Source organism: Synechococcus sp. CBW1006 (genome assembly GCF_015840525.1).
Taxonomy (GTDB): Bacteria; Cyanobacteriota; Cyanobacteriia; order PCC-6307; family Cyanobiaceae; genus CBW1002.
Genome location: NZ_CP060396.1, coordinates 814,734 through 837,506 on the forward strand (window position 1 = coordinate 814,734; position 22,773 = coordinate 837,506).

Annotated in this window: 23 protein-coding genes and 1 riboswitch; of the genes, 16 read left to right on the plus strand and 7 right to left on the minus strand. The window is 69.2% G+C overall.

Annotation, left to right across the window (positions count from 1 at the left end; genetic code table 11):
- Positions 1–103 precede the first annotated feature (103 nt).
- Positions 104–1,531, plus strand: coding sequence for an adenosylhomocysteinase (gene ahcY, locus H8F26_RS03860; protein WP_197157609.1), 1,428 nt, complete (start codon positions 104–106; stop codon positions 1,529–1,531).
- 56 nt (positions 1,532–1,587) lie between these two features.
- Here ahcY and H8F26_RS03865 read toward each other — a convergent pair whose 3' ends face one another.
- Positions 1,588–1,980, minus strand: a complete 393-nt coding sequence (locus H8F26_RS03865) for a single-stranded DNA-binding protein (RefSeq protein ID WP_197157611.1) — start codon at positions 1,978–1,980, stop codon at positions 1,588–1,590.
- Between the two features lie 171 nt (positions 1,981–2,151).
- Between H8F26_RS03865 and H8F26_RS03870 the strand changes: the two genes are divergently transcribed.
- From H8F26_RS03870 to H8F26_RS03900, 7 genes are all read left to right on the plus strand, one after another.
- Positions 2,152–3,198 (plus strand): rod shape-determining protein, encoded by a 1,047-nt coding sequence (locus H8F26_RS03870; protein ID WP_197157613.1) that lies wholly within the window; start codon positions 2,152–2,154, stop codon positions 3,196–3,198.
- A 5-nt stretch (positions 3,199–3,203) separates the two neighbouring features.
- Entirely contained in the window at positions 3,204–3,950 is a 747-nt protein-coding gene (mreC, locus tag H8F26_RS03875; protein ID WP_197157615.1) for a rod shape-determining protein MreC, read from the plus strand.
- The gene (locus H8F26_RS03880) at positions 3,950–4,579 is read left to right on the plus strand and encodes a rod shape-determining protein MreD (RefSeq protein WP_197157616.1); all 630 of its coding nucleotides are present in this window, start codon (positions 3,950–3,952) and stop codon (positions 4,577–4,579) included. Before mreC ends, H8F26_RS03880 begins: the two co-directional genes overlap by 1 nt.
- A gap of 10 nt (positions 4,580–4,589) precedes the next feature.
- Positions 4,590–5,984 carry an extracellular solute-binding protein gene (locus H8F26_RS03885; RefSeq protein WP_231605450.1) on the plus strand — a complete coding sequence of 465 codons (1,395 nt, stop codon included), beginning with the start codon at positions 4,590–4,592 and terminating at the stop codon, positions 5,982–5,984.
- Positions 5,985–6,199: 215 nt separating this feature from the next.
- Positions 6,200–6,955 (plus strand): response regulator transcription factor RpaB, encoded by a 756-nt coding sequence (gene rpaB, locus H8F26_RS03890; RefSeq protein WP_197158961.1) that lies wholly within the window; start codon positions 6,200–6,202, stop codon positions 6,953–6,955.
- 104 nt (positions 6,956–7,059) lie between these two features.
- Positions 7,060–8,586, plus strand: a complete 1,527-nt coding sequence (lysS, locus tag H8F26_RS03895) for a lysine--tRNA ligase (RefSeq protein ID WP_197157618.1) — start codon at positions 7,060–7,062, stop codon at positions 8,584–8,586.
- A 59-nt stretch (positions 8,587–8,645) separates the two neighbouring features.
- Complete coding sequence (locus H8F26_RS03900) at positions 8,646–8,909, plus strand: hypothetical protein (RefSeq protein ID WP_035832975.1); 264 nt, start codon at positions 8,646–8,648, stop codon at positions 8,907–8,909.
- Positions 8,910–8,921: 12 nt separating this feature from the next.
- Here the strand turns inward: H8F26_RS03900 and H8F26_RS03905 are convergent, their stop codons facing one another.
- From H8F26_RS03905 to H8F26_RS03925, 5 genes are read right to left on the minus strand one after another with little or no spacing between them, the layout of a single operon-like run.
- Positions 8,922–9,719 (minus strand): YdcF family protein, encoded by a 798-nt coding sequence (locus tag H8F26_RS03905; protein ID WP_197157620.1) that lies wholly within the window; start codon positions 9,717–9,719, stop codon positions 8,922–8,924.
- A 16-nt stretch (positions 9,720–9,735) separates the two neighbouring features.
- Entirely contained in the window at positions 9,736–10,311 is a 576-nt protein-coding gene (locus tag H8F26_RS03910) for a hercynine metabolism protein (RefSeq protein WP_197157622.1), read from the minus strand.
- A gap of 10 nt (positions 10,312–10,321) precedes the next feature.
- A complete protein-coding gene (locus H8F26_RS03915) occupies positions 10,322–10,585 on the minus strand; it encodes a hercynine metabolism small protein (RefSeq protein WP_197157624.1) in 264 nt (87 codons plus the stop codon).
- A gap of 16 nt (positions 10,586–10,601) precedes the next feature.
- Positions 10,602–11,618, minus strand: coding sequence for an L-histidine N(alpha)-methyltransferase (egtD, locus tag H8F26_RS03920; protein ID WP_197157626.1), 1,017 nt, complete (start codon positions 11,616–11,618; stop codon positions 10,602–10,604).
- Complete coding sequence (locus H8F26_RS03925; RefSeq protein WP_197157628.1) at positions 11,615–13,024, minus strand: ergothioneine biosynthesis protein EgtB; 1,410 nt, start codon at positions 13,022–13,024, stop codon at positions 11,615–11,617. The genes egtD and H8F26_RS03925 overlap by 4 nt, the downstream gene beginning before the upstream one ends.
- A gap of 80 nt (positions 13,025–13,104) precedes the next feature.
- On the opposite strand from H8F26_RS03925, the gene H8F26_RS03930 reads away from it, so the two are divergent.
- A complete protein-coding gene (locus H8F26_RS03930) occupies positions 13,105–14,109 on the plus strand; it encodes a cysteine synthase A (RefSeq protein ID WP_197157630.1) in 1,005 nt (334 codons plus the stop codon).
- Positions 14,109–16,196: a phosphotransferase gene (locus H8F26_RS03935; protein ID WP_197157632.1), complete on the plus strand. Its 2,088-nt coding sequence runs from the start codon at positions 14,109–14,111 to the stop codon at positions 16,194–16,196. Before H8F26_RS03930 ends, H8F26_RS03935 begins: the two co-directional genes overlap by 1 nt.
- Positions 16,197–16,215: 19 nt before the next feature.
- Here H8F26_RS03935 and smpB read toward each other — a convergent pair whose 3' ends face one another.
- Complete coding sequence (smpB, locus tag H8F26_RS03940; RefSeq protein ID WP_197157634.1) at positions 16,216–16,713, minus strand: SsrA-binding protein SmpB; 498 nt, start codon at positions 16,711–16,713, stop codon at positions 16,216–16,218.
- Between the two features lie 69 nt (positions 16,714–16,782).
- On the opposite strand from smpB, the gene ruvB reads away from it, so the two are divergent.
- The 6 genes from ruvB (at position 16,783) to thiC (ending at position 22,542) form a co-directional block, all read left to right on the plus strand.
- Complete coding sequence (gene ruvB, locus H8F26_RS03945) at positions 16,783–17,880, plus strand: Holliday junction branch migration DNA helicase RuvB (protein WP_197157636.1); 1,098 nt, start codon at positions 16,783–16,785, stop codon at positions 17,878–17,880.
- A 47-nt stretch (positions 17,881–17,927) separates the two neighbouring features.
- Complete coding sequence (locus H8F26_RS03950) at positions 17,928–18,770, plus strand: tetratricopeptide repeat protein (protein ID WP_197158962.1); 843 nt, start codon at positions 17,928–17,930, stop codon at positions 18,768–18,770.
- Positions 18,771–18,781: 11 nt separating this feature from the next.
- On the plus strand, positions 18,782–20,059 hold the full coding sequence (locus H8F26_RS03955; RefSeq protein ID WP_197157638.1) for an amidohydrolase: 1,278 nt from the start codon (positions 18,782–18,784) through the stop codon (positions 20,057–20,059).
- Positions 20,056–20,289, plus strand: a complete 234-nt coding sequence (locus H8F26_RS03960) for a DUF3188 domain-containing protein (RefSeq protein ID WP_197157640.1) — start codon at positions 20,056–20,058, stop codon at positions 20,287–20,289. Before H8F26_RS03955 ends, H8F26_RS03960 begins: the two co-directional genes overlap by 4 nt.
- The gene (locus H8F26_RS03965) at positions 20,282–20,914 is read left to right on the plus strand and encodes a HEAT repeat domain-containing protein (protein ID WP_197157642.1); all 633 of its coding nucleotides are present in this window, start codon (positions 20,282–20,284) and stop codon (positions 20,912–20,914) included. Before H8F26_RS03960 ends, H8F26_RS03965 begins: the two co-directional genes overlap by 8 nt.
- A 35-nt stretch (positions 20,915–20,949) precedes the next feature.
- A riboswitch (TPP riboswitch) is annotated at positions 20,950–21,065 on the plus strand.
- A gap of 76 nt (positions 21,066–21,141) precedes the next feature.
- Positions 21,142–22,542, plus strand: a complete 1,401-nt coding sequence (gene thiC / locus H8F26_RS03970) for a phosphomethylpyrimidine synthase ThiC (RefSeq protein ID WP_197158963.1) — start codon at positions 21,142–21,144, stop codon at positions 22,540–22,542.
- Positions 22,543–22,773 lie beyond the last annotated feature (231 nt).

The following is a 22,773-nucleotide window of genomic DNA, read 5'->3' on the forward strand; positions in this document are numbered from 1 at the left end:
TGTAGATTCGCGTCTTCGCGAGCCCGAAGCCTCGGCGTCTCCGCAGATATTTCCAACCCACGCCCTCCCAGCCGGGAGTGAGCTGTTTTCAGGAGAACAACCCATGGTGGCAACGCCCACGGCAGCTGTGCTGCAGTCCACGTCGACCTACGTGATCGCCGATATCGGCCTGGCCGATTTCGGTCGCAAGGAGATCGCGATCGCCGAAACCGAGATGCCGGGCCTGATGGCTCTGCGCGCCAGGTTCGGCGCCGAGCAGCCCCTGGCGGGTGCCCGCATCGCGGGATCCCTGCACATGACGATCCAGACGGCCGTTCTGATCGAAACCCTGGTGGCCCTTGGCGCCGAGGTGCGCTGGGCCAGCTGCAACATCTTCTCCACCCAGGATCACGCCGCCGCCGCCATTGCGGCCTCCGGTGTGCCGGTGTTCGCCTACAAGGGCGAGACCCTCGATGAGTACTGGGCCTTCACCCACCGCATCCTCGAGTGGGGCGATGGCGGCACCCCCAACATGATCCTCGATGACGGTGGTGACGCCACCGGTCTGGTGGTGCTCGGCACCAAGGCCGAACAGGATCCCTCTGTTCTCGATCACCCTTCCAACGAAGAGGAGACGGCCCTCTTCAACAGCATCCGCCAGAAGCTGGCCGCCCAGCCCGGCTTCTACTCCCGCATCTACGCCAACATCCAGGGCGTGACCGAGGAGACCACCACCGGTGTGGCCCGCCTCTACCAGATGCAGAAGAGCGGTGAGCTGCCCTTCCCGGCGATCAACGTCAACGATTCGGTCACCAAGAGCAAGTTCGACAACCTCTACGGCTGCCGCGAGTCGCTGGTGGATTCCATCAAGCGCGCCACCGATGTGATGGTGGCCGGCAAGGTGGCCCTGGTGCTCGGCTACGGCGATGTGGGCAAGGGTTCGGCCCAGTCGCTGCGGGGCCTCGGTGCCACGGTGATGATCGCCGAGATCGACCCGATCTGCGCCCTGCAGGCGGCGATGGAGGGCTACCGCGTCGTGCGGCTCAACGACGTGGTGCGCGATGTGGACATCTTCGTGACGGCCACCGGCAACTTCCAGGTGATCCGGCACGAGCACCTGATTCAGATGAAGGATCAGGCGATCGTGTGCAACATCGGCCATTTCGACAACGAGATCGATGTCGCCTCGCTGAAGCAGTACCCCTGGGACAACATCAAGCCCCAGGTGGATCACATCGTGCTTCCCAGCGGCAACAGGATCATCCTGCTGGCCGAGGGCCGTCTGGTGAATCTGGGCTGCGCCACCGGCCACCCCAGCTTCGTGATGAGTAACTCCTTCACCAACCAGGTGCTGGCCCAGATCGAGCTGTTCACCAAGGGTGAGCAGTACGGCAAGGAAGTCTATGTGCTGCCCAAGCATCTCGATGAGATGGTGGCTCGCCTCCACCTCGAGAAGATCGGCGCCAAGCTCACCGAGCTCACCGCCGAGCAGGCCGCCTACATCAACGTGCCGGTGGAAGGCCCCTACAAGCTCGAGCACTACCGCTACTGAGCACTGGCCTGATGGCGGCCAGGGGGAGACGATCGTCTCCCCCGCTCGAGCTCAGTTCAGAAGGGCACTTCCTCCTCACTGGGAGCACCGCCGCCATAGCTGCCGCCACCACTGAAGCCACCGGCCTCGGCATCGCGCTTGGAGCCGAGCAGCTCGAGCCGGTCGACGCGCACCACCGGCTTGCTCCGCTCTTCGCCGGTGGCCTTGTCGGTCCAGCGGTCGAGCTTGAAGCTGCCGATGATGCCGAGCAGGGATCCCTTGCGGACGTAATCGGCCGCCACCTGGGCCTGCTTACCCCAGATCTCGAGGTTGAACCAGTCGGGTTCATCGTCGCGGCTGCGGCGGTTCACCGCCAGGGTGAGGTTGGCGACGACGGTGCCGGATTCGAAGTAGCGCACTTCGGGATCGCGGCCTGCCCGGCCGACGAGGGTGATGGAATTGACGCTCATGGCGCTGCTCCTGCTGGATCGTGTTGGGTCAATGATGCGGCACCCCTCGGTCAGGCTCCGGGGCCTCCGCTTCCGTTCAGTGCCACCCCCGTCTCATCGGACCATGGCGGGTTCCCGCTGGGGGCCGTCAAACGGCCCACCTATGATTTTTTGACGCCCCTGACCCCGCCCGTGTTTTTCCGACGTTTCCAGTTCTCCCGCGATATCGGCATCGATCTGGGAACGGCCAACACCCTCATGTACGTGTCCGGCAAGGGCATCGTGCTGCAGGAACCCTCCGTGGTGGCGCTTGATCTGGAGCGCAACGTGCCCCTGGCCGTGGGAAACGAAGCCAAGATGATGCTGGGTCGCACCCCTGGCAACATCCGTGCCGTCAGGCCCCTGCGGGATGGCGTGATTGCGGACTTCGACGCCGCCGAGCAGATGATCAAGACCTTCATCCAGAAGGGCAATGAAGGCCGCGGCATCGTGGCGCCCCGTCTGGTGATCGGCATCCCCAGTGGCGTCACCGGTGTGGAGCGCCGTGCCGTGCGCGAAGCCGGCCTGGCCGGTGCCCGGGAAGTGCACCTGATTGACGAGCCTGTGGCGGCCGCGATCGGTGCCGGCCTGCCGGTGACCGAGCCCGTCGGCACCATGATGGTGGACATCGGCGGTGGCACCACCGAAGTGGCGGTGCTGAGCCTCGGCGGCACGGTGCTGAGCGAGTCGGTGCGGGTGGCCGGCGATGAACTCAGCGATGCGATCGGCACCTACCTCAAGAAGGTGCACAACCTGGTGGTGGGCGAGCGCACCGCTGAAGACATCAAGATCCGGATCGGCTCCGCCTTCCCCGACGACGAGCACGACGAAACTTCCATGGATGTGCGGGGTCTGCACCTGCTCTCCGGCCTGCCTCGCACCATCAACGTGCGTGCCGGCGACATCCGCGAGGCCATGGCCGAGCCGCTCAACGTGATCGTCGAGGCGGTGAAGCGCACCCTGGAGCGCACACCCCCTGAGCTGGCCGCCGACATCGTCGATCGCGGCATCATGCTGGCCGGCGGTGGTGCCCTGGTGCGGGGCATCAGCGAGCTGATCAGCCACGAGACCGGCATCCTCACCCACGTGGCCGAGGAGCCCCTGCTGTGTGTGGTCAATGGCTGCGGCATGGTTCTGGAGGACTACAAACGGCTGGAGCGGGTGCTCGACACCCCTGACTTCGCCCGCGCCACGGTCTGATGCCGATGCCGGCCCTGCGCTGGCCCCGGCTTCCCTCGCTCCGCCTGATTCAGCAAGCCGCCCCCTGGTTGCTGCTGTTTCTGGCCCTCGGTGCGATCCGGTTCAGCAAGGGGGCCTTCCTCAACGATCTCTATGCCCTGCTCAGCCGCCCCTTCTGGCCCGGTACGGCCCAGGAGGAGTGGCTCCGTTCGGCTCAGCAACTGGATGACCAGGCGCGGCTGGGTCAGCTGGAGCAGGACAACAGGAGGCTGCGGGGCCTGCTGGATCTCCAGCGAAGCGCTGAGCAGCGCATCACCGCGCCGGTGATCTCCCGCGAAGCGGCGGGCTGGTGGCAGCAGCTGCTGCTGGGCCGCGGTTCCCTGGCGGGCCTCCAGGCCGGCGATGCGGTGCTGGCGCCCGGTGGGCTGATCGGCCGCATCACCCAGGTCACCCCCACCACTGCCAACGTCACCCTGCTCACCGATCCTCACAGCCACCTGGGCGTCTGGGTGGGCCGCACCCAGCGCCACGGGCTGCTCACCGGGGTCGGCACCAGCCGCCCGGTGCTGCGCTTCCTCGAGAAGGACCCTCAGGTTCGCCCCGGCGATGTCGTGGTGTCGTCCCCCGCCAGCACCCTGGTGCCGCCCAACCTCACGGTGGGGGTGATCCAGTCGGTCGACGACAAGGCGGTGCCTGCCCCTGAGGCGGTGGTGCAGCTCAGCGCCCCGGTGGATGCGGTGGACTGGGTGCAGGTGCTGACCCGCTCGCCCTGATGGCCCGTCTTCATCAACAGCGTTGGTGTGTGGCCACGGCTCTGCTGGTGCCCTGGCTCAGTCTCGCGTCGCCCAGCCTGGTGAAGGTCGCGGGCGTGTCCCCGAGCTGGGCCGTGCTCTGGCTGTTGCCCTGGGCCCTGGTGGACGGTCCGGTGTCCGGAGCGTTGGCGGGTCTGGGCCTGGCACTGCTGCTCGATGGACTTCACCCCGGCCCGCTCACCCAGATACCTGCCCTTGTGTTGCTGGGCTGGTGGTGGGGGCGGATCGGTCGCCGCGGCCGGCCGATCGAGCGCAGCTTCAATCTCGGCCTGCTGGCCCTGCTGGGCTGCCTGGCCCTGAATCTCACCCTCTGGCTTCAGCTCGCCCTGCTGGCCTGGCGTGGCGGCCGGACTTCCGGGTTGGCCGGAGACTCTGCCCCCACCCAGGTCGCCGCCGGGGTGGAGGCTGGCGCCGACCTCGGGGTCGATCCCCGTCTGTTCGCCACCCCGGGCTGGCATCTGAGCGACCTGCTGGGGGCCGGGCTGCATACGCTGCTGAGCCAGACCCTGATCACCGCGTTGCTGGCCCCCATGCTGTGTTCGCTGTTGCTGCTGCTCTGGCGGCAGCAGTCCTCTTCCCTGAGGAGCTGAGTTGATCGAGATGCCCGCTGCACCCCGCCCCGAGCCGATGCCTCCATCGGCGCCGCGCCCAAGCCGGCGCTGGGGTCGGCGGGCGCTGCTGCGCCGCCTCAGCCTGGGAGCGAGCCTCGCCCTTGCTGCCGCCCTTGCTGCCGCCCTGGGGCTGGCCGCCTGCAGGCCCGCCCAACCGCCCGAGCCGGAGATCCAGTTCTGGACCCTGGATCTGGCGCCCCGCTTCAACGACTACATCCGTGGGGTGATCGCCGCCTGGGAACAGCGGAATCCAGGTGTGCGAGTGCGCTGGACCGACCTGCCCTGGAGTTCGGTGGAGCGCAAGCTCCTCGCGGCGGTGTTCGCCCGCACCGCGCCGGACGTGGTGAACCTCAATCCGCTCTTCGCCGCCAACCTGGCCAGCAAGGGGGGCCTGCTGCCCCTCGATCCCCTGCTGCCGCCCGATGCGGCCCAGACCTATCTGCCCAAGGTCTGGAAGGCCGGCCAGCTGCCCGGCCCCGGCGGCCCGCCCAGCCAGTTCGCCGTGCCCTGGTATCTGACGGCCCGGATCACCCTGGCCAACCGGGATCTGCTCGCCAAGGCCGGCTACAGCCGCCCGCCCCTGCGCTGGCAGGAGGTGCCGGCCTACGCCGAGGCGGTGAAACGCCGCACCGGTCGCTACGCCCTGTTCGTGACCGTGGTGCCGGACGACTCAGCTGAGTTGCTCGAATCCCTGGTGCAGATGGATGTGCGCCTGCTGGACGGACGTCAGCGGGCGGCCTTCAACAGCCCGGAGGGCCGCCGCGCCTTCGCCTTCTGGACCGACCTCTACCGCCGCGGCCTGCTGCCACGGGAGGTGGTGAGCCAGGGCTACCGCCGGGCGATCGAGCTCTACCAGAGCGGGGAGCTGGCCCAGGTGGCCAGCGGCGCCGAGTTCCTGCGCAGCATCCAGACCAACGCCCCCGGCATCGCGGCGGTCACGGCCCCGTTCCCACCACTCACCGGTGCCGGCGGCGAGGCCAATGTGGCGGTGATGAACCTGGCGGTGCCGCGTCAGAGCCGGTTGCCGAAGGAGGCCCTCAGCTTCGCCCTGTTCCTCACGGACGCCACCAACCAGCTGGCCTTCGCCGAGCAGGCACGGGTGCTGCCCTCGGCGACGGGCGCGCTGGACCAGCTGGAGGCGGCATTGGCGCAGGAGCGGCCCCAGGGTCGGCCTGACCAGCTGGTGCGGCAGGCCCGCATGCTCTCCGCCGAAACGCTGGGCCAGGCGCGGGTGCTCGTGCCGGCCAGCCCGGGCGTCAAGCGGCTCCAGGCGATCCTCTACACCCAGCTGCAGCGGGCGATGCTGGGGCAGATGGGCAGCGATCAGGCCCTGGCGGCAGCGGAGCAGGAGTGGAACCGCTACGCCGAGGCCCGCTGGCCCTGAGACGCCGTCGAATCCCCCCCAGGCGAAGTTCCGCAGAAATCCTTAAGCCTCAACCGAATCACCGGGCTGGCCGGCTGGGTTGGCGGCAGAGGGGGAAAGTGAGCAGGTAGGGTTGCGATTCTTCACTTTGATCGTGGCCCATGCCCGTGGAGCTTCAGCCTCAGCAGCGACCGCAGCAGGCTGAAGGCTTGCCTGGGGGGAGTTTCGATCAGGAGATGCCATCGGATCCCAGGGCCACCCTTCTGGTGGTGGACGATGAAGCTGCCGTGCGGCGGGTGCTGGTGATGCGGCTGCAGATCGCCGGCTATCGGGTGGTCTGCGCCGAGGACGGCGAGGAGGCCCTGGCCCTGTTCCACCAGGAGCAGCCCGATCTGGTGGTGCTCGATGTGATGCTGCCCAAGCTGGATGGCTTCGCGGTCTGCCGCCGGCTCCGGGCGGAATCCTGCGTGCCGATCATCTTTCTTTCGGCTCTCGATGCCATCGCCGAGCGGGTCGCCGGTCTCGATCTGGGGGCCGACGATTACCTGCCCAAGCCCTTCAGCCCCAAGGAGCTCGAGGCCCGCATCGCCACGATCCTGCGCCGGGTAGGCCGCGGTTCGGCCGGCAGTGAACCCCGCGATGTGCCGGTGGGCAGCGGTGTGATGCGCCTGGGTGATCTGGTGGTGGACACCAATCGACGCCAGGTGACCCGCGACGGCGAGCGCATTGCCCTCACCTACACCGAATTCAGCCTGCTGGAACTGCTGTTCCGCGAGCCTGGCCGAGTGGTCCCACGGGCCGAGATCCTCGAGCAGCTCTGGGGCTACCCGCCGCGCCGCGCCGCCGATCTGCGCGTTGTGGATGTCTACGTGGCCCGGCTGCGGGGCAAGCTGGAGCCCGATCCGCGCAACCCTGAGCTGATCCTCACCGTGCGGGGCACCGGATACGCCTCCCAGCGGATGGGTGACGCCAGCCTGGCGGCTGCTGGCTGACCCGGAAGATCGAGGCCTCTGAAGACCCAGACCCCGAGAGATCCAGGTCATCGCCTGACCTTCGATCCTGCAGGATGGGGCGCCATCAGATAGTCGTCAGACCCTTGTCGGAGCTGCGCGAGACCCGCCTGGAGAAAGCCCGGACCCTCGCTGCGCTGGGCCAGGGTCCCTATGCCCTGCGTTTCGAGCCCAGCCACAGCACCGCTGAGCTCCAGGCCGCCCATGCCGATCTGCCCAAGGGCGAGGAGCGTGACCTCAGCGTTGCAATCGCAGGTCGGGTGATGACCCGTCGGGTGATGGGCAAGCTCGCCTTCTTCACCCTGGCCGATCAGAGCGGCCCGATCCAGCTCTTCATCGACAAGGCCACCCTGGCCGCCTCCCTGCCGGAGGACCCTGAGGCCTTTGCCCACCTCACGTCCCTGGTCGATGCCGGTGACCTGATCGGTGTGGAGGGCAGCCTGCGCCGCACCGACCGGGGCGAGCTCTCGGTGAAGGTGAAGCGCTGGTCGATGTTGAGCAAGAGTCTGCAGCCGCTGCCGGACAAGTGGCACGGCCTGGCCGATGTGGAGAAGCGCTACCGGCAGCGCTACCTCGATCTGATCGTGTCGCCCCACACCCGCGAGACCTTCCGGCGTCGCGCCCTGGCGGTGAGTGCCATGCGCCGCTGGCTGGATGAGCGGGATTTCCTGGAGATCGAGACACCGGTGCTGCAGAGCCAGCCCGGCGGTGCCGATGCCCGGCCGTTCGAGACCCACCACAACACCCTCGATCTGCCCCTGACCCTGCGCATCGCCACCGAGCTGCACCTCAAACGGCTGGTGGTGGGCGGCTTCGAGCGGGTCTATGAGCTGGGCCGCATCTTCCGTAACGAGGGGGTGAGCACCCGCCACAACCCCGAGTTCACGTCCGTGGAGGTCTACCAGGCCTACGCCGACTACACCGACATGATGGAGCTCACCGAGCAGCTGATCGCCCACGTCTGTCAGCAGGTGTGCGGCACCACCGCGATCACCTACCAGGGCACCGCGATTGATCTGACGCCGCCCTGGCGTCGCGCCACCATGCAGGAATTGGTGCAGGACGCCACCGGGCTCGACTTCACCACCTTCTCCACGCGGCAGCAGGCCGCCGACGCCATGGAAAGCCAGGGCCTCGTGGCGCCGGCCCTGGCCGATTCCGTCGGCCGCCTGCTGGTGGAGGCCTTCGAGCAGCGGGTGGAGGAGAGCCTGATCCAGCCCACCTTCGTGCTCGATTACCCGGTGGAGAATTCACCCCTGGCGCGGGCCCACCGCAGCAAGCCCGGGATGGTGGAGCGGTTTGAGCTGTTCATCGTGGGGCGCGAAACCGCCAACGCCTTCAGCGAACTGATCGACCCGGTGGATCAGCGCCAGCGCCTGGAGGCCCAGCAGGAGCGCAAGGCGGCCGGCGACCTGGAGGCCCAGGGTGTGGATGAGGATTTCCTGCAGGCCCTCGAGGTGGGCATGCCCCCCACCGGCGGTCTTGGTATCGGCATCGACCGGCTGGTGATGCTGCTCACCGACAGCCCCTCGATCCGCGACGTGATCGCCTTTCCGTTGCTGCGGCCGGAGCAGCGGGCGGAGACCCGCCCCGAGCAGGGCGGTGAGGCCTGAGGGGCGCAATGGGATAATCACTTCGGTAGGCAATCTCCCCCAACGGGGGCAGCGATTCCATGAGTGGCGAGCGCGTCGGTTTCCGCTTCCAGCACGCAGATGCGGTCGTGAAGCGCAACCCCCAGGGTCGTTCGCGCCGGGGATGGGTGATGGAGCCGGTGGAGCAGACCACCAGCCGTGGCACCAAGATGCCGGCCTATCGGATCCGCTGGCGCGACAGCGAACGTCCTGAGATCGTGCTGCAGCACATGTTGATCGCCGATCCCGACCCCACCCCGCCGCCCGAGGGCGTCAGCCTGGTGCCCCCTGCTCCCAAGAAGTGAGCCCGGGCCGGTTCAGCTCCAGCCCTTGAGCCGGTAGACCAGCAGTCCCAGGTGTTCCTTGAGGCTCTGGCTGGTCAACAGCAGCGCCCCGGCATCGGGAGCCAGATCCAGCACCACGCTGGCGGCCGTTGGGCCGCCGTAGTTGCTGCGGCTGGTCAGCTGGAAATCGCAGGCCACCGGAATCACCTCCAGGCCGCTGCGGCGCCGGAAGGTGGCCAGCGAGCGCGGCATGTGGGTGGCACTGGTCACCAGCAGGATGCGTGTCCAGCCCCGCTGGCGGCCCAGCTGGCCGATGTCGCGGGCCTCTTCGGCGGTGGTGCGCGAGCCCGGGTTGGTGAGGATCGCCGCGGGCGGAGCCCCCAGATCGATCGCCAGCTGGCGGGCGACCTCCGCCTCGGCGGGGGCAGGGTCGCCGCTGGCGAAGTGCACCTTGGCGCCGCTGGTGAGCAGCACCGGTGCCTTGCCCTGCCGAAGCAACCGCAGGCCGGTGAGCAGCCGGTCGCCCGCCTCGTTGACCTCCACCTGGCGCCGCGGCGCCAGGGCGGGTCTGAGGCCGCTGCCCAGCACCACCACCGCATCGGCGCGGGGGATCACGGCAGGGGTGAGGGCCGCCGCCGGTTCCTCCAGCCCCCAGACCAGCTGACGGCTGGTGTACGGCATCGCCGCGATCCAGAGCAGCAGCACCCCACCGCCCGACAGCCACGGTCCCCAGCGCCGCCGCCGGCCGACCAGGCCGACCAGTTGCAGCACCAGGGCCAGGCCGAGGGGGTAGAGCCCCAGCGGCAGCAGCTTGCTCAGCAGAAATCCCATCAGGCCGTGCGCCTCCTCAGGTGGTATGGCTCTGGCGGCGCCTGAGGGCCTCCAGCTCCTGCCGGGTCTCGAAGGCGGCCCAGGCGGCCTCCAGGTTGTCGCCGCCGGACGTTGGCGCTGCGGCTTGGGCCGGCTCCACTGGCGCGCCCGCCGCGGGACTGCCGGTGGTCTGCTGGCGGGGCTGTTGGCTTGGGCGGCTCTGGCGCGCGCGCGCGGTCAGCTCCTCGAGGGCGGCCTCGGTGGCGGCAAAGCTCTGGCCCAGGTCCGCCAGCTCCTGCCAGGCGCGGCGCCCCTGCTCCATCAAGGCCTCGCAGCGGGCGGCGGCCTGATCGGCCAGCTCGGTGGCGCCGGCAGCGCGGGCCCACGTGATCCGCTCCTGCCACTGGCGAATCTCACCGGCCAGCCGCAGCAGCTCCTGGCGCCGCTGCTCAGCCTGAGCCTGCAGGCTGCGCCGCCGCTTCTGCAGCTCAAGCTGGCGATCGCGGGCCTCCTGCTCGGCCAGCAGGGCGTCCTGCTCGGGGTTGGCCTGCAGGAAAGCCTCCAGCTGCTGCTCCAGCCGTGCCTCCAGCTCTTCGAACCAGCTGCTAGCCATGCGTCTGGTCTCAGGCCTCGGTGGGTTCGTCAGCGGCGGCCGGGGGTGACTCCCCGGGGGCGCGGGTGATCAAGGGCGCCTCGATTTCCTCCTGCAGCGGCGTGATCGCCGCTTCCCGGGAGCGGAGCAGCAGCTGGGTGAGCCGCGCCACGGCCCCCTCCCCCAGCTCGACGCGGCCGATCCGATCGAAGGCCTGGTGGTAGAGCCCCTCCAGTTCTTCGATCAGCCCTTCGCGCACCTGGCGCATCGCCGCCCGTTGTTCGTCCCGGCTCATGGCTGCTCCTGGAGGCTCATCGCCCCACCGTTGTCGCTGGTTCCGAGTCTGCCTGCACCAGCAGGTGCAGGGACAGGTCGTTGGCCGGATCGCTCCAACGGCGGGTGCCCCGCCAGCCGGCGTCGGCCGCCAGCGCCGCGAACGCCTCAGGCGTGTACTTGTGGCTGTATTCGGTGATCAGCGGCTCCCCGGCAGCGAACGGCCAGCTGGATCCGGCCAGCTGCACCATCTGCTCCCGCCGGCTCACCAGCGCCATGGCGATGCGGCTGTGCTGCGGCTGCCAGCGGGCCTGGTACCGGAACTGGGTGGGGTCGAAGCTGCCCTGCAGATCCCGATTGAGCCGGGCCAGCAAGTTGAAGGCGAAGGCGGCCGAGACCCCCGCCGCGTCGTCGTAGGCGGCCTCCAGCCGCTGCGGTGCCTTGGGCTGATCGATGCCGATCAGCAGGCGACCGCTCGGGCCCAGCAGCCGGGCGAACTGGCGCAGCAGGGCGCGGGCCTCCTCCGGATCGAAGTTGCCCAGGGAGCTGCCCGGGTAGAAGCCCAGCAACGGCTGACCTTCCAGCAGGGGATGGGCGGGCAGCTGCTCCAGCTGGCTGTAGTCGCAGCAGATGCCCAGCACCGGCACGGGCGGATGGCGCCGTTGCAGGGCGTCGCAGGCGTCGGCCAGGTGGTCGGCGCTGATGTCGAGGGCCACGTAGGCGGCCGGCCGCAGGGCGTTCAGCAACGGACCCACCTTGCGGGCGTTACCGGCGCCGAATTCCACCAGCACGCCGGCGCCCAGGGCCGCCGCCAGCTGCGGCGCCATGTCTTCCAGAAGGGCTGTCTCGGTGCGGGTAAGGCTGTATTCCGGCTGGGCGCCGATCGCCTCGAACAGCCGCGAACCCTCGGCGTCGTAGAGCAGCCAGGCGGGCAGCTGCCGCGGCTTGCGGGCCATGCCCTGGCGCACCAGGCGGGCCATGTCGGCCGGCTGCGGATGGAGGTCGATGAAGCGGCGGCTGCAGTCCGGCTGACGCTGCTCGAGGTGGGCCCTCATGCCGCCTCCCCGGCCCGCATGGCGCCATCGCGGGCCAGCCGCAGTCCGGCCGCCATCCAGCGACTGGCGGGCGGATAGAAGTTCCGGTAGGTGAGCCGCTGGTGATCCGGTGGCGTCAGGAAACCGCTGCCGCGCAACACCATCTGGGAGCTCATGAATTTGCCGTTGTATTCGCCCACGGCGCCGGCCGCGGGCTGGAAGCCCGGGTACGGCCGGTAGGGACTGGCGGTCCACTGCCAGAGCAGGCCGAAAGCCTGGGGCAGGCGGCCGCTGGCGGCCGCTACTTCCCACTCGGCTTCGCTGGGCAGCCGCGCCCCGGCCCAGCGGGCGTAGGCATCGGCCTCAAACCAGCTGAGGTGCCGCACCGGGGCCTGGGGATCCCGCGGCTGCCGGCCCGCCAGGGTGAATTCGTCGTCGCCGCGCCAGTAGCGGGGAGCCCGCCAGCCGCGGTCGCGGGCCACCGCCCAGCCTTCGCTCATCCACCACTCGGGCTGGTCGTAACCCCCAGCGGCGATGAAGGCGGCCATCTCGGCGTTGGTCACAAGCCGCTCGGCGATCTGGAAGCCCTCCAACCAGACGCGGTGACGGGGGCCCTCGTTATCGAAGGCGAACCCGCCGGGCGAACTCTCGGGGCCGCCGCTGCCCGGCAGGTGGCCGATCGCCACCAGGCCCTCAGCGAAGCTCAGCCACCCAGCCAGCCCACTGCCGCCGTCTGCAGCGGCGCCTTCGTGGCCAGGGCCGTCGTGCGCGTGCGCCAGGGCGCGGAAGCGGCCTTCGGGGTCGTCGTGCCAGGCAGGCACGGCCACCGCGCTGTTGTCGAGGCCATCGCTGATCAGTGCAGCGGCTGTCTTGGGCCGGTCACGGCCACCAGTGCCGCGGTAGGCCGGCTCCAGGGGATTGCGGCTGAACCCGTCGAGCAGGTCCATCAGCAGCAGCTCCTGATGCTGCTGCTCGTGTTGCAACCCCAGTTCGAGCAGCGCCAACGTGGGGCGCGCCCGTTCCTCGGGCCAGACCTCCATTCGGTCGAGCAGGAGCTCGAGGGCCTGATCCACCTGCTGCCGCCAGGCCAGCACCGCGTCGATCGGTGGTCGGCTGAGCAGACCCCGCTGCGGCCGCGGATGGCGCGCTCCCACGGCGTCGTAGTAGCTGTTGAACAGATAACGCCACAGCTCCGGGGCCGCTGCGCCGCTGGTCTGTTCCGGCCGCAGCAGGAATTCCTCGAAGAACCAGGTGGTGTGGCCCAGGTGCCACTTGGGCGGACTGGCGTCGGCCATGCCCTGCAGGCAGAGGTCTTCCGGTTCCAGCGGAGCGATCAGGCGCTCGCTGATCTGGCGCACCTGCCGCAGCCGCTGCCGCAGGGTCACCAGCGATGGCCGTCCACTCGCCGTGCCCGTCCGGGGAACCATCACTGCCGTGCCCTCTGGGCTGACCCTAGGGAGTTGCCTACGATCCGCCCACAGCAACGTTGTTCGAGAAGGCCAGCGCGATGGGCGGTACGACTGAGGGGTTTGTCGGCGCAGTCGGCCACACCCCCCTGATCCGCCTGGCGGCCCTGAGCGCCCTCACCGGTTGCGACATCCTCGGCAAGGCCGAGTTCATGAACCCCGGCGGCTCCGTCAAGGATCGGGCCGCCCTCGGCATCCTGCTGGAAGCGGAGGAGCAGGGGCTGTTGCAGCCCGGCGGCACAGTGGTGGAGGGCACGGCGGGCAACACCGGCATCGGTCTGACCCACCTCTGCAATGCCCGCGGTTACAGGGCCCTGATCGTGATTCCGGACACCCAGTCGGCCGAGAAGATCGGCCTGCTGCGCAGCCTCGGCGCCGAAGTGCGCACCGTGCCGGCGGTGCCCTACCGCGACCCGAACAACTACGTGAGACTCTCGGGCCGCATCGCCGCCGAAACCCCCGGAGCCGTCTGGGCCAACCAGTTCGACAATCTGGCCAATCGCCGCGCCCACTACAACAGCACCGCTCCGGAAATCTGGGAGCAGACCGAAGGTCGGGTGGATGCCTGGGTGGCCGCCACCGGCACGGGGGGCACCTACGCCGGCGTGGCCCTGTATCTCAAGGAGAAGAATCCGGCGGTGCGCTGCGTGCTGGCCGATCCCCACGGCAGCGCCCTCTACAGCTGGGCCAGGACCGGCGCACTGCAGGCCGAGGGCCGCTCGATCACCGAGGGCATCGGCAACAGCCGCGTCACCGCCAACCTGGAAGGGGCGCCGATCGATGACGCCGTGCGCATCGACGATCAGGCTGCCCTCGACACGATCTACCAGCTGCTCTGGCAGGAGGGTCTGTTTCTGGGCGGCTCGGTGGGCATCAACGTGGCCGCGGCCGTGGAAACGGCCCGCCGCCTCGGGCCTGGCCATCGCATCGTGACCGTGCTGTGCGATAGCGGTGACCGCTACCGTTCGCGGCTCTACGACCGCGCTTGGCTGGAGAGCCGCGGTCTGCATCAGCCCGACCGCGACGGCGCTCAATCCCCGTCCTGATGGCGACCCCTTCCGATCCCAGCCCCGCCGAGGCGCCTGCTCCGCCGGAGGTTGGCCATCTGATCGGCGAGCGCTACCAGCTGGAGCAGTGCCTCAGTGCCCCCAGCGATGACGCCGCCCCGGTTCAGGGGCGGTTATGGCGGGCCAGTGACCAGCTGGCTGGCGGGGCCTTGATGGCCCTGCGCCAGCTGGGTCCTGCGGCGGATCAGGAGGGTGCTCGGCGCCGCTGGAGCCAGCTGCAGACGGTGCTCCATCCGCAGGTGCCGCGTTTCGGTGGCGCGATCACCGCGGGCGATGACCTCTGGCTGGTGCGGGAGTGGCAGGACGGGCGCACCTACCAGGAGCTGCTCGAGGCCCGCGCCGAGCGCCAGCTTGTGTTCGGCGGGGGGGAGCTGCTGCTGCTGCTTCGCCAGCTGCTGCCGGTGCTGGTGGCCCTGCACAGCCAGGAGCTGGTCCACGGCGATCTCTGTCCGGCCAATCTGCTGCGCCGCGATCGGGATGGCCAGCCGGTGCTGCTGGATTTCGGCCTGGTGGGCGGCGGCGTCGTGGCCACAGCGGGCTATGCGCCCCCGGAGCTGGCCCAGGGCGGCGCAGCTCAGCCCTGGATGGATCTGCATGCCCTCGGCGTCACGGCCCTGGTGCTGCTGAGCGGCGAGCCGCCGGCCTCCCTGCTCGATCCGGTCAGCCTGGTCTGGCGCTGGCCGGCGACCCTCGACGCCGAACCAGAGCTGCGCCTCCAGCTGGAGCGACTGCTGCAGCGGGATCCGGCCAGCCGGTTCGCCAGTGCCGCCCAGGCTCTGGCAGCACTGCAGGCTCTCCCCATGCCGGACAGCACCGGCCCGGTGCCCCGCGCGGATCGCACGCTGGTGCTGGTGGCGCCTGCACCGTCACCGCTGCCTGGCCCCGTCGCGCCGGAACTGCCCCTTGTCGGCCTGGCCGAGAGCCAGCCGCTGCCCGCCATGGGGGCGGCGGCCCCGCGGCGCAGCCGCCAGGAGGCCAAGGAGGAGGAGGCCGAGAACGGCGTCTGGCCGGTGGTGCTGGCCCTGGTGTTCTCGGCCATCGTGGGCACGGCCGGCGGTTGGTGGTGGCTGAGCCGCGGCCGCACGGCCGCCCCCAGGATCCCGGAGGCGAGTCTGGCCGCCGGCGAGAGCCTGCCCCCCGAGGAGGTGGACCAACGTCAGCAGCTGCTCAATCGGTTGCGGGCCATGCAGGTGGATCGGCCCTGGTTCCTGCGGCTCGTGGATGCCAGCCTGCTGGCCCAGTTCCCGGAGCGGCGCGGACGGCTGCCCAGCGATTCCAGCGAAGACGCGCCGCTGCGCAAGGTGTGGAACGAACTGGCCGAAGAATGGCTGGCACGGGTAGAGCAGTTGCCACTGGCGGTGCGTCGCCGCCTCGGCACCTACAGCCAGGCCGACTGGGAGCAGCGGCAGCAGGCTCTGGTGGGGCAGGGCCTCAGTTCCGCCGTGCTGCGCCAGCTCGTCTCCGGCAGCGCCCAGAACCTGCTGCCCGGTCGCATCGGCACCGAGATTCCGCCGGAGCCCTTCCGCCAGCTCTGGTACGCCGCTGCGGAGCAGGGCCTGGCCGGCATGCGGATCGAGCCGATCAAGACCCGATCCCAGGACGTTCAGGCCCTCTCGGCCGATGTGGACGCCGGTGGTGCCCGTCTGTTTCCGATCCAGCTCCCCGCCAACCACCGCCTGGTGCTGGGCGTGAACGGCTCACCCCTGATGCAGATGACCGTATTCGCCGCCGATGGCAGTGTGCTCGAGGCCAGTGGTCCTTTGCGCGTGGTGAGTCTGCCGGCGCAGGCCCGCTCGCCCGTGCAGTTGCTGGTCACGAACGAGGGGCTGGCGCCGGCCCAGATCACCCTGTCGCTGCGAGCTGATCCGCCACCCCCCCAGGAGCCGGAACCAGAGCCCCAGAACGCCGTTCCCGAGGCCGAGCCACCCGAGACACGCATCCCTGGCGCGCCTCAGGAGCAGAACTCCACCCCATCCCCGACACCCGGCTCTGCGGCCCCCATCCGTCCCACGGTTCCATCCACAGCCCCGATCCAGCCACCACCGCCGCCCACCGATACCCCCTGAGCCCAGGGGCTGGTGCTGATCAGAGGCGGGCGATGGCCGCCCGGGCCTCTTTGGCCTCCTGCTTGCTCTTCTCTTCGTGGCGCTTGTCGTGCAGCTTGCGGCCCTTGCCGAGGCCGAGGGTCACCTTGATCCATGAGCCCTTCAGATGCAAATTAAGAGGGATCAGGGTGAGGCCCTTCTGGTCGAGGGCACTGCGCAGCTTGTCGATTTCGCGCCGGTGGGCCAGCAGCCGCCGCACCCGCAACGGTTCGTGGTTGAAGTAGCGGCCGGCGTGGCTATGGGGCGAGATGTGGACGTTGTGCAGCTGGATCTCGCCGCTGCGGATCAGGCAGAAGCCATCGCGCAGATTCGCCTGGCCCGCCCGCACCGATTTCACCTCGGTGCCCAGCAGCTCGATGCCGCATTCGAGGGTTTCGAGGATCTCGTACTGATGCCGGGCAAAGCGGTTGTCGGCCAGCAGCCTGTTGGCGGCATCGCGCCGTGCCTTGGCGGCTTTCTTTCCTCCGCCCTTCGCCATCTCCCTGCCGCCTGTCCGTTGGGTATCGCCTACCCCCCGACCCTAGGCAGCGGCCGGTACCCTCCAACCATGGCGATCGTCTCCTCCGGCGCAGGTGCGGCTCCCCGCCGGGGCAGTGTCGCCGCCCGGCTGGTCGATCCAGCCGCCCCCGACACGGGTGAACAGACCGCTCCAGTGCTGCGGGAAGACGGGCTGCGGCCGAAACGCCTGGCCGATTACATCGGCCAGCACGAACTCAAGCAGGTGCTCGGCATCGCGGTGGAGGCCACCCGCAGCCGCCAGGAGGCCCTCGATCACGTGCTGCTGCATGGCCCGCCAGGCCTGGGCAAGACCACCATGGCCCTGGTGCTGGCCGAGGAACTGGGCGTGCGCTGCCGGATCACCAGCGCCCCTGCCCTGGAGCGCCCGCGCGACATCGTGGGGCTGCTGGTCAACCTTCAGCCCCACGATCTGCTGTTCATCGACGAAATCCACCGGCTCAACCGGGTGGCGGAGGAAATCCTCTACCCGGCGATGGAAGACTTCCGCCTGGATCTCACCGTGGGCAAGGGCGCCACGGCCCGCACCCGCAGCCTGCCGGTGGCGCCGTTCACCCTGGTGGGGGCCACCACCAGGGCCGGCGCCCTGAGTTCACCCCTGCGGGACCGTTTCGGCCTGATCCAGCGGCTCGAGTTCTACGACCTGCCCGATCTGCAGGCGATCGTGCAGCGGGCGGCGGGGCTGCTGGCGATCGCGCTGGAGCCGGAAGCCGCGCTCGAGGTGGCGCGTCGCTGCAGGGGCACGCCCCGCATCGCCAACCGGCTGCTGCGCCGTGTGCGCGACGTGGCGGAGGTGGCGGGTCATGGCCGCATCGACGCGACCCTGGTGGATCAGGCTCTGCGGCTGCATCGGGTCGATGGGCGCGGTCTCGATGCCAGCGACCGGCGCCTGCTCGGCCTGCTGCTGGAGGGGTATGGAGGCGGGCCGGTGGGGCTCGACACCCTGGCGGCGGGCCTCGGTGAAGACCCCACCACCCTGGAAGCGGTGGTGGAGCCCTACCTGCTGCAGCTGGGTTTTCTGCAGCGGACCCCACGGGGTCGGGTGGTGACCGAGGCGGGCCGTGCCCATCTCGCCGCGGCCGGCTCTGGCCCTGGCGCGGCCCAGCTCGGCGCGGAGGGGCCGCGATGACTGACGCCACTGTGGCCACCCACACCACCGACACCACCGACTCCACCATGCCGTCACCGGCGACCCCGGGCGGGGCTGGGCGTCATCTGGCCGCGGCTCTGCTGATCCTGGCGGTGGCGCTGGCCCTGATCCTGCTGCTGCCTCTGCCGGCCCTCGCTGCCGCTCCGATTTCAGCCAGGCCTGGCGTGAGCCTGCCCGAGCAGTTCGAGCAGGCCCTGGCCGCCAGCCGCGACGGCCGCTTCAGCGAAGCCCTGATTCTCTGGGATGGTGTGGTGGAACAGGACCCCAGCCAGGCCGCGGCCTGGAGCAACCGCGGCAATGTGCGGCTGGCCCTGGGCGACCCCGAGGGCGCCATCGAAGACCAGGGCCGCGCCATGGCGCTCGATCCGCTCAACCCCGATCCCCACCTCAACCGGGGAACGGCCGAGGAGGCACTGCAGCGCTGGCAGGCCGCCGCCGCCGACTACACCTGGATCCTGGAGCGGGATCCCGCTGACGCCTCGGCGCTCTACAACCTCGGCAACGTGCGCGGCTCCCAGGGCGACTGGACCGAGGCGCGACGCTGCTATGACTCGGCTGACCTGGCCCGTCCCGGTTTCGCCATGGCTCGCTCCAGTGCTGCCCTGGCCGCTTTCCAGCTGGGGGATCTCGAGGCCGCCGAACGCCAGTTCCGCCAGCTGATCCGCCGTTACCCCCTGTTCGCCGATGCCCGCGCCGGTCTCACCGCCCTGCTCTGGCGGCAGGGGGCTCAGGGGGAAGCCGAGAGCAACTGGGCGGCGGCCTCCGGTCTCGATCCGCGCTATCGCCAGGAAGAATGGCTGTTGCGGATACGGCGCTGGCCACCCGTGCCCGTGCAGGCTCTGGCCCAGTTCCTGGCTCTGGCCTCCTGACAACCCCCTCGATGCCCCTGCCCCTCGCCACCGGATCCGACACCCCCCGAGCCGCGGCGCCCGGTTGCGGTGCCCATCCGCTGGCCGACTGGCAGCGTCTCGGCCTCGAGGCCAGCCTGGCCGAGGTCTTGCCGGAGCTGATTCAGCTGCGCCGCCACATCCACCGCCATCCCGAGCTCAGCGGCCATGAGCAGCAGACCGCTGCCCTGGTGGCCGGCGAGCTGCGTCGCTGGGGCTGGCGGGTACGTGAGGGGGTGGGCCGCACCGGCGTGCTGGCCGAACTGGGGCCTGAGGGGCCGGACGTGCATCTGGTGGCCCTGCGGGTCGACATGGATGCCCTGCCGGTGGAGGAGCGCACCGGCCTCGACTACGCCTCCACCCGCCAGGGGCTGATGCATGCCTGCGGTCACGATCTGCACACCGCCGTGGGACTGGGGGTGGCGCACGTGCTGGCTCCCCTTGCCGGGCTGTTGACGGCGCGGGTGCGGCTGCTGTTCCAGCCCGCCGAAGAGACGGCCCAGGGTGCAGCCTGGATGCGGGCCGATGGCGCCATGGAGGGGGTACAGGCCCTGTTCGGGGTGCACGTGTTCCCCAGCCTGGCGGTGGGTTCGATCGGGGTGCGCTGCGGCAGCCTCACCGCCGCAGCCGGCGAGCTGGAGGTGGAGGTGCTCGGCGAAGGAGGTCATGGCGCCCGCCCGCACCAGTCCACCGATGCCATCTGGATCGCGGCGCGGGTGGTGAGTGGTCTGCAGGAGGCGATCAGCCGGCGGCTCGATGCACTCCATCCCGTGGTGGTGAGCTTCGGCCGGATCGAGGGGGGCAAGGCCTTCAACGTGATCGCCGATCACGTGCGTCTGCTCGGCACCGTGCGCTGCCTGGATCTGGAGCTCCATGCCCAGCTGCCTGGCTGGATCGAGGACACGGTCCAGGCCCTCTGCCGGGGCCATGGCGGCGAAGCCCGGGTGCGCTACCGCTGCATCTCACCGCCGGTGCACAACGATCCGGAACTCACCGAGCTGGTGGCGGAGGCCGCCACCGAACTGCTGGGACGCGATCAGGTGCGCTGGCTGGAGCAGCCCTCGCTGGGGGCGGAGGATTTTGCCGAGCTGCAGCAGGGCACCCGCGGCACCATGTTCCGCCTCGGGGTGGCCGGTGCCACGGGTTGCACGCCCCTGCACAGCAACACCTTCGCGCCGGATGAAGCAGCCCTGGCGGTCGGGGTGAAGGTGCTCACCCTCAGCCTGCTGCGCTGGATGGAGCGCCAGGCCAGTGCCGGCCCGTTGGCATGACGCTTCCTCCCGCCGGCTCGCCGGCTCGAACAGTCCGCCCGTTGCTGGCGCTGTCGTCGCTTCTGCTGATCCTGCTGGCCCTGGTGGCGCTGCTGCTGCGCCAGGGGGCAGACCGGATGCAGGCGATTCCGGCCCTGTTGATCGGGGTGGGGCTGCAGGCCTCCAGCCTGGTGGGCCGCCGCCGACGTCGCGCCCAGCTCCTGGGTGACCTAAGACAGGACAATGGCTGAGTCGATCGATCTTGATGCCCTGCGCCAGGCAATCGCCTCCGGCGATCCCAGCCGGGCCATGCCCGCACTGGCGGGACTGAGGCAGGTGCCGGCGGAGCAGGCCATTCCCCTGCTGCTGCTGGGTCTGGAACAGACCACCTTCATGATCCGCTCGCTCAGTTGCGCCGGCCTGGGGGTCAAACGCAGCGATGCCGCCCGCCAGGCCCTGGTGCAGGCCCTTCAGCACGATGAGGACGCCAACGTGCGCGCCGAAGCCGCCAATTCCCTGGTGAGCTATGGCCATGTTGAGGCCTGGCCTCTGGTGCGCCAGGCTTTTGTGGTGGATCACCAGTGGCTGGTGCGCTGCAGCATCCTCTCGGCCCTGGCCGAACATCCGGAGATGCCGGATGCCTGGCTGCTCGATCTTGCCCAGCTGGCGATCGCCGATGGCGACGGCACCGTGCGGGTGGGGGGTGCCGAGATCCTCGGACGGCTGGTACAGAAGCCGGGTCTGCCATCGTCCCTGGCACCGGCCTCCGCAGCGGCACCGTCCAGCGACGTGGCCCGTCGTCTGCTGGTGGAACTGCAGCAGGACCCCGACCATCGCGTCGTCGCGGCGGCTCTCAACGGTCTGCAGGGCAGCTGATCAGCCTCCTCTTCGTTTCAGCCTTGCTAGGTTTCCAAAGTCACTAGGGGTGCCCGGCAAACGCCTTCCCGGCTGTCTGCCCAGGGCTGAGATCACACCCTCCGAACCTGATCCGGGTCATGCCGGCGCAGGAAAGTGAGAACGAACTCCAGCTGCGCCCCAATCCGTCCGTGTCCGTTGTTCTGCATCGGTCCGCTGGGATGTTGTCCACCTTTGCCCGCCCCCTCATGCGCAGCGCCTGGATTGAGAAGCGTCGTGGTCACGCCAATGTGAGCCAGATGCACTACGCCCGTCAGGGTGTGGTTACCGAGGAAATGGCCTTTGTGGCCCAGCGGGAAAACCTGCCCGAATCACTGGTGATGGAGGAGGTGGCGCGGGGTCGCATGATCATCCCCGCCAACATCAACCACGAGAATCTGGAGCCGATGGCGATCGGCATCGCCAGCAAGTGCAAGGTGAACGCCAACATCGGTGCTTCCCCCAATGCCAGTGATGTGAGCGAAGAGCTGAAGAAGCTCGAGCTGGCGGTGAAGTATGGCGCCGATACCGTGATGGATCTCTCCACCGGTGGCGTCAACCTGGATGAGGTGCGCACGGCGATCATCCAGGCTTCGCCGGTGCCGATCGGCACGGTGCCCGTCTATCAGGCTCTCGAGAGTGTGCACGGCTCAATCGAGAAACTCTCGGAAGATGATTTCCTCCACATCATTGAAAAGCACTGCCAGCAGGGGGTTGACTATCAGACCATCCACGCCGGTCTGCTGATTGAGCATCTGCCTAAGGTGAAGGGACGCCTCACCGGCATCGTGAGCCGCGGCGGTGGCATCCTGGCCCAGTGGATGCTTTACCACCACAAGCAGAATCCGCTGTTCACCCGCTTCGACGACATCTGCGAGATCTTCAAACGCTACGACTGCAGCTTCTCGCTCGGTGATTCCCTGCGGCCCGGCTGCCTGCACGATGCCTCCGATGAGGCCCAGCTGGCCGAACTCAAGACCCTCGGAGAACTCACCCGCCGCGCCTGGGCCCACGACATCCAGGTCATGGTGGAGGGTCCGGGCCATGTGCCCATGGACCAGATCGAGTTCAACGTCCGCAAGCAGATGGAGGACTGTTCCGAGGCACCCTTTTACGTGCTCGGTCCCTTGGTGACCGATATCGCCCCTGGTTACGACCACATCACCAGCGCCATCGGCGCGGCCATGGCCGGCTGGTATGGCACGGCCATGCTCTGCTACGTGACGCCCAAGGAGCACCTGGGTCTGCCCAACCCGGAAGACGTGCGCAATGGCCTGATCGCCTACAAGATCGCCGCCCACGCCGCCGATATCGCCCGCCATCGCCCCGGTGCCCGCGACCGCGACGACGAACTCAGCCGGGCCCGCTACGCCTTCGACTGGAACAGGCAGTTCGATCTTTCGCTGGATCCGGAACGGGCCCGCGAGTACCACGACGAAACCCTGCCGGCCGATATCTACAAGCAGGCCGAGTTCTGCTCGATGTGTGGACCCAAGCATTGCCCGATGCAGACCAAGATCACCGATGCGGATCTTGAGGGTCTGGCTGAGGTGCTGGCTGAACAACAGTCTGAGCAGCAGAATCAGGCCGGGATCACCGTTTCGGTCTGAGTCGCTCTTCAACGGCTGGCTGGTTCGCTCGCGTGGGGCTGCCTGCTTGGCTGTGTGACGCCTGCATCGATCACCGTCCAAGGACGCAGGCCGCGCTCGCGGCTGCAGGCACCGAGCCTGGTGTCGCTGAGGTCTTTCTCCAGTTGCACAGGCTCGTCGCGGGCGCGAGCCCGTGCCGAGAGACTAGTCAGCCTGGCAGAAAGCAGGAGCATATGTACGCCATTGTTTTTC